General features: G+C 60.6%; 4 protein-coding genes and 1 pseudogene. 1 reads left to right on the top strand and 4 read right to left on the bottom strand.

What is annotated here, in order from left to right; all coding sequences use genetic code 11:
* The coding region (locus BLV97_RS20360) for an IS3 family transposase (RefSeq protein ID WP_143037603.1) at positions 1–684 on the top strand (684 nt) is incomplete at its 5' end.
* Between the two features lie 73 nt (positions 685–757).
* Here BLV97_RS20360 and BLV97_RS20365 read toward each other — a convergent pair.
* The 4 genes and pseudogenes from BLV97_RS20365 to BLV97_RS20380 form a co-directional block, all read right to left on the bottom strand.
* Positions 758–1,075, bottom strand: a complete 318-nt coding sequence (locus BLV97_RS20365) for a DUF4342 domain-containing protein (protein WP_035841315.1) — start codon at positions 1,073–1,075, stop codon at positions 758–760.
* A gap of 652 nt (positions 1,076–1,727) precedes the next feature.
* Positions 1,728–1,856: pseudogene (locus tag BLV97_RS21030) on the bottom strand (chromate transporter); the annotation flags it as partial.
* A gap of 108 nt (positions 1,857–1,964) precedes the next feature.
* Positions 1,965–3,050, bottom strand: a complete 1,086-nt coding sequence (locus tag BLV97_RS20375) for a HoxN/HupN/NixA family nickel/cobalt transporter (protein WP_210184821.1) — start codon at positions 3,048–3,050, stop codon at positions 1,965–1,967.
* 466 nt (positions 3,051–3,516) lie between these two features.
* Positions 3,517–4,869, bottom strand: a complete 1,353-nt coding sequence (locus BLV97_RS20380; RefSeq protein ID WP_035841319.1) for an IS1380 family transposase — start codon at positions 4,867–4,869, stop codon at positions 3,517–3,519.
* Between the last annotated feature and the right edge of the window lie 288 nt (positions 4,870–5,157).

Here is a 5,157-nt window from a genome sequence, read left to right on the forward strand (position 1 = left end):
CAAATGACCTGGCATCTGCGTAACGACGGACACCTGGTGAACGAGAAGCGGATACGGCGGCTGATGCGCCTGATGGGGCTCATGCCGATTTACCAGAAACCCAACATCAGCAGGCCAGCAAAGGGCCACAAGACCTATCCATATCTGCTGAGAGGGTTGCGGGTGGAGCGTCCGAACCAGGTCTGGTGCTCGGATATCACCTATCTACCCATGCGGCGCGGGTTCCTCTACCTCGTGGCGATCATGGACTGGCACACGCGGAAGGTTCTGTCCTGGCGGATCTCGAACACGCTGGAGGCTGACTTCTGTGTCGAGGCGCTGAACGAGGCCATCCACGAGTTCGGCCCGCCCGAGATAATGAATACGGATCAGGGTTCTCAGTTCACGTCCTTCGCTTGGACGGATCGGCTCCGCCGGTCGGGCGTCCGGATCTCGATGGATGGGAAAGGCCGTTTCCTCGACAACATCTTCATCGAGAGGCTGTGGCGCACCCTGAAATACGAGTGCGTCTACCTGCATGCCTGGGAGACAGGATCGGAGACGAAGGCGGCGATCCGGAAATGGATGACCTTCTACAACCAACAGCGCCCTCACTCAGCCCTCGGCGGCAAGCCACCGGCGCTGGTCTATTGGCAGAGAAATGATATCAACCAACCCGATCAGCAGGTGCAACGAGTAGCTTAATTTACGCCAGATCCTGTCCAAGAGACGGGGAGTAGCTCAGTTAGGCTCCGAGCCGGCCAGGTGATTGCCACGCTTATTCGAGTGAATTCTCGACCTTCGTCTCCCCCGCAGTGGGCTCCTCGACCCGCTCGATTTCAACCTTGACCCGGGTAGCCAATCCGGCGATCACGCCCAACACCGCCAGCCAAGGTGCCGCCAGCACCACGACGCCGCTGACAACGATGCTGAGGTTGAGCGGGGCTTCCAAGAAGGCGTCACCATCGGCCGAGCGGATTCGCACTTGACGGACGCTGCCCTCCTTCGCCAACTCCTTGACGCGGTCGACGAGTTGGCTCCCAGCAACCTCGACCTCCTCCCAGACAGTTCGGTCGGACTTCTTTCCATCTTCCATCGACGTCACTCCTCTCCATGCAATTAAGTATTTGCAGTGATGCTATGGTCGCGAACGGCGCGCATTGATCCAACGCATCCTAGTGCTTCGGGCGAAGCACTCTAAGAGCGATCGGGTTCGCCCGTCTTGGGGCGGAAACGGACAGCCGCCTCTGGGCCAAGCGTATCGGAATCCAACGCTACGTGACCTACGCCGAGCGGCGGGCACGGGCAGCGAAGCAGCCGCCCTGGATAGTGTACGAACCGGAGATGGCGGACTTTCCCCACGCGGCATGGTTGAACGGGCCGCCGGACGACCGTGGCGCGCTGGCCCTACACAAACGGAACCATCTACACACGACGGCGCCACGCTAGCCATTGGCACCTGGAGCCTTCTTCCCGACAACTCTGAGGACTGCCATCCACTCGCAATCAAGCTGAACCAGTCAGATCCCACCGCTCAGCCACGATTGATGATACATCATTAATGACGGACAATGCATCAATATTAATTAATGACACATCAAAGAAACATTCCCATTCTAACCACTCAAAAAAGATCAACTACTTTTTACTGTAAATCTTGCAGACAATAGAAACAGGTAGTTCTTAGTTAATCTCTCTGTTGGGGCTAAGCTTTTTTGACAGGAGAGAAAGCATACCGAGAATAGTAAGCGGAAATACCCCAGATGCGCGATCGGGCCGCCGAAGCTGGTCAGGCCCAGCTTCAGGAAGGTCGCGAAGACCTCGCGGGGCGTTCCTTGCGCCGGGAGCGCTTCCTTTCCCTGTAACCGGTCGGTCATCTCGTCCTTCTGCATCCCCGAGGTCGACCGAGCTCCGCGCCCAAGACGGTCCACGCCTCGAATACGCAATCCCACGCCTCGCGTAAATGTCGCGTGGATACGGCGCGGTCAGTCGCCCGAGCGCTGATACTCGAGATAATCGTAGCCGCGGGAGCGGTAGATGAAGAACGAGATCAACCAGGTGCCGACGAAGATGCCGATGATGAGAAAGCCGATATTGCCGAGGTTTTCGTTCAGCGCGCCGATGGCGTCCCATACCGGCCCCGTCAGATGGAAATGCGCGCCGATCAGGCCAAGCGCCTCGACGCCGCCGACGACGAGCGCGACGATTACCGACACGCCGGTGATCGTCATGTTGTAGTAGAGCTTGCGGATCGGCTTAACGAAGGCCCAGCCGTAAGCGCCGAGCATCAGGATGCTATCGAGCGTGTCGATCAGCGACATGCCGGCGGCGAAGAGGGCCGGAAACACCATGATCGACCAGATATCCAGCCCCTTGGACGCTTCCGCCGCGGCGACGCCGAGCAGGCCGACCTCGGTCGCGGTGTCGAAGCCCAGACCGAACAGAATGCCAAGCGGATACATGTGCCACGACCGCGTCACGAGGCGAAAGGCGGGCCGCAGGATTGCGGTCAGGTAGCCGCCGCCGCTCAGCAGGTCGTCCATGCAATCCTCTTGGAGCCGGCGGCCCGCCTTGACCTGCCGGAAGGTGCGGTAGGTCCGCTGCAGGATGACGATGTTGATCAGGGCGATCAGAAGCAGGAAGACCGCCGAGACGCTGGTGCCGACGATGCCGCCGACGGAGTGGAACTCCTCGATCCGGTCCTTGAAGGCGGTGGCCGTCGCGGCGACGGCGATCGTGGCCAGCACGACGATGGTCGAATGCCCCAGCGAGAAGCAGAGCCCGACCCCGATCGGCTTCTTGCCATCCTGCATGAGTTTGCGCGTCACGTTGTCGATCGCGGCGATATGGTCGGCATCGACCGCGTGGCGCAGGCCAAAGCTCCAGGCCAGCAGGGCCGTGCCGATCAGCACCGGATACTCGCGAAAACTCACGAGCGCCCAGCCCCAGGCCAGCAGGTTCATGCCGATCAGGAAGGTGAGAAGGCTGAGTATTCTCATGCGTAGCGCGGGATCATCGAATATCCGCCCAACTGATACGGTCATGCCTTCTACCCAGGTTGCCTCGACCAACAAACTCCCGGCGACGGTAGATCACCGACTCCATAGCGGATTCCCGCGTGGCATACTTTGCGCAAGATCTGATCCGTCGTCAACGATACGTTGCGTTCCCTGGTTGGTGAGTTCGACCGGCACTACGCCGGTTAGGGCCGTCCCTGGACCGCGGCATCCGAGAACGTCTCTGACCGCCCCTGCTATCCGGTCATTGCGGCGTGCCAGACCGCGGCGGAATCGAATCAGACCGACAGTGAGCCAAGCCGACATTCCCCAAGTGGCGTTGCGTCTGACGTGATGCTCGCCTGAATCGACGGGCTGGACAAGCATTGTCCGCCCTGAGCGCCCCCTGCGGCCGGGCGGGGTGCTGGAACAGGGTGGATCAGAAGGCGAAGCCACCGTGGTCTGGCCCGACGGCGATGTTTTTCAGCGCAGCGGACAGACCTGTCCTGCCGCTTTCGTTCAGTTTGGGCGTGGATCGCGGTCATGTGCATAACGGTGGCGCTCGCAATCTGCGGATGGCGGCGAGGATGGCGCGGACCATCGGGCCGGTGACGGCCACCTCGGCCAGCTGGAAGGTGATGGCACGGGCGTGACGCACGACACGCGCCCCAATCTTTATCAGCTTCAGTTGCAGGCTGGTCAACGACCAGTCGGCCATGGCCTCAGGCAGCTCGCTGCAGCGCAAGAAGGTGGCCAGGTTGTAGGCCAGCGCGTGCAGTTGCAGCCGCACCTCGTTGTCGCGGAACTTCCGGCAGGACAGCCGTGTCCAACGAAAGGCATATTTGCCTTCCTTGATGTGCTGCTCGGCGGTGCCGCGCTGGTTGTAGAACCTTACCACCCATTCTGGCTCCATCGGCAGGTTGGTGACGATGAACCCGACGCGTGGGAACAGCTCACCCGGATGCCATTCGATCTTGGCGATCACACGGCGCGGTTTGTCCCAGGATGTCGCCTGATACGCGAAATCCTCGTAGAAGCGCTTGACCTTAGTCTGTGAGGGCCGCCCCACAGGCCGTGTCAGCCGATGCGCGATCTTGTCCTTGAGCACCGCGTTGGCGGGCAGCCGGATGGCGTAGAAATAGCCTGCTTCTTCCAGCCGTTCGTAGATTGCGGGGATCGCATAGGCGGCATCCGCCCGGAAGAACCGCATGATGTCACGCTCAGCATACCGGGCGATGACCGGATCGAGAACGTCGCGCCAGCCATCGGCGCTGTGGACGTTGCCATGGCGCAGGGCGCAGCGTTCCAGCATGCCGAACTGATTGAACAGAAAGTTGGGGTGATAGCAGGTGCAGTCGAAATGCCCGTTCCAGGCTGCGCCCTCCTGGTCACCATGGGTGGGGCTAACCGAGCTGTCCATGTCCAACACGATGTACTTCAGCCCGTTGCGGTCATGGAACCGGTCGATCCATTGCCCGTTCAGGTCGGCCAGCGCGTTCCGGTTCTCGGGCAAAGCCAGCGTCTCGGTCTCGAACCGCCCCATTTGGGAAGCCGATGCCGCCCGCGCATCGACTGCCCGACCGCCAACGACCTGACGCATCACGGGATCGAGCGCCAAGCGGTCGGCGTCGTTCACGTCCTCGTATCCGGCCAGTCGTCCGAACACCGATTGCCGGAACAACCCGTCAAGCCGATGGAGCGTGTTCTTCCCGGGGCGGCTGTCTCGCAGAACCGCCGACGCCAGATTGGACAGGCCGAGCGCGTCATCCAACTCGCGCATCACCAGCAAACCGCCGTCCGAACTGATCTGCGCACCCCGGAACTCCACCCGCACGCGACGGTCGAAACCGACCCGATCACCCCGATCCGAACTCGCACCCTCTGGGGGATCCATGAAACACGCCCTTATCAGCCGCCAACACTATGATTTATATATGAAATACCACAGTCATGACAGCGAAATCAGCGGTCTACTTGGGGAATGTGGGGTAAGAAGCATCAACGAGTAGGAGAGTTGGTATGAGGCTGGCCTTTTGGGCATGCGTATTGGGGTTTGCTATAGGTGGCGCAATCGCGCCCAGAGCTTTCCCCCCTCCGTCAGGGTAGTTGTCATCCGCTCTGAAACTGGAAGTGTATTCTGAGGCGGGCGGGACAGGACAAGGGTTTGGCTTATTCACCGGAA

The organism is Allgaiera indica (assembly GCF_900106675.1).
Taxonomy (GTDB): Bacteria; Pseudomonadota; Alphaproteobacteria; order Rhodobacterales; family Rhodobacteraceae; genus Acidimangrovimonas; species Acidimangrovimonas indica.

What these genes read in the sequence shown, in the direction of transcription:
- BLV97_RS20380 (WP_035841319.1), bottom strand. Translation starts at nt 4,869, where the DNA reads ATGGATCCCCCAGAGGGTGCGAGTTCGGATCGGGGTGATCGGGTCGGT.
- BLV97_RS20365 (WP_035841315.1), bottom strand. Translation starts at nt 1,075, where the DNA reads ATGGAAGATGGAAAGAAGTCCGACCGAACTGTCTGGGAGGAGGTCGAG.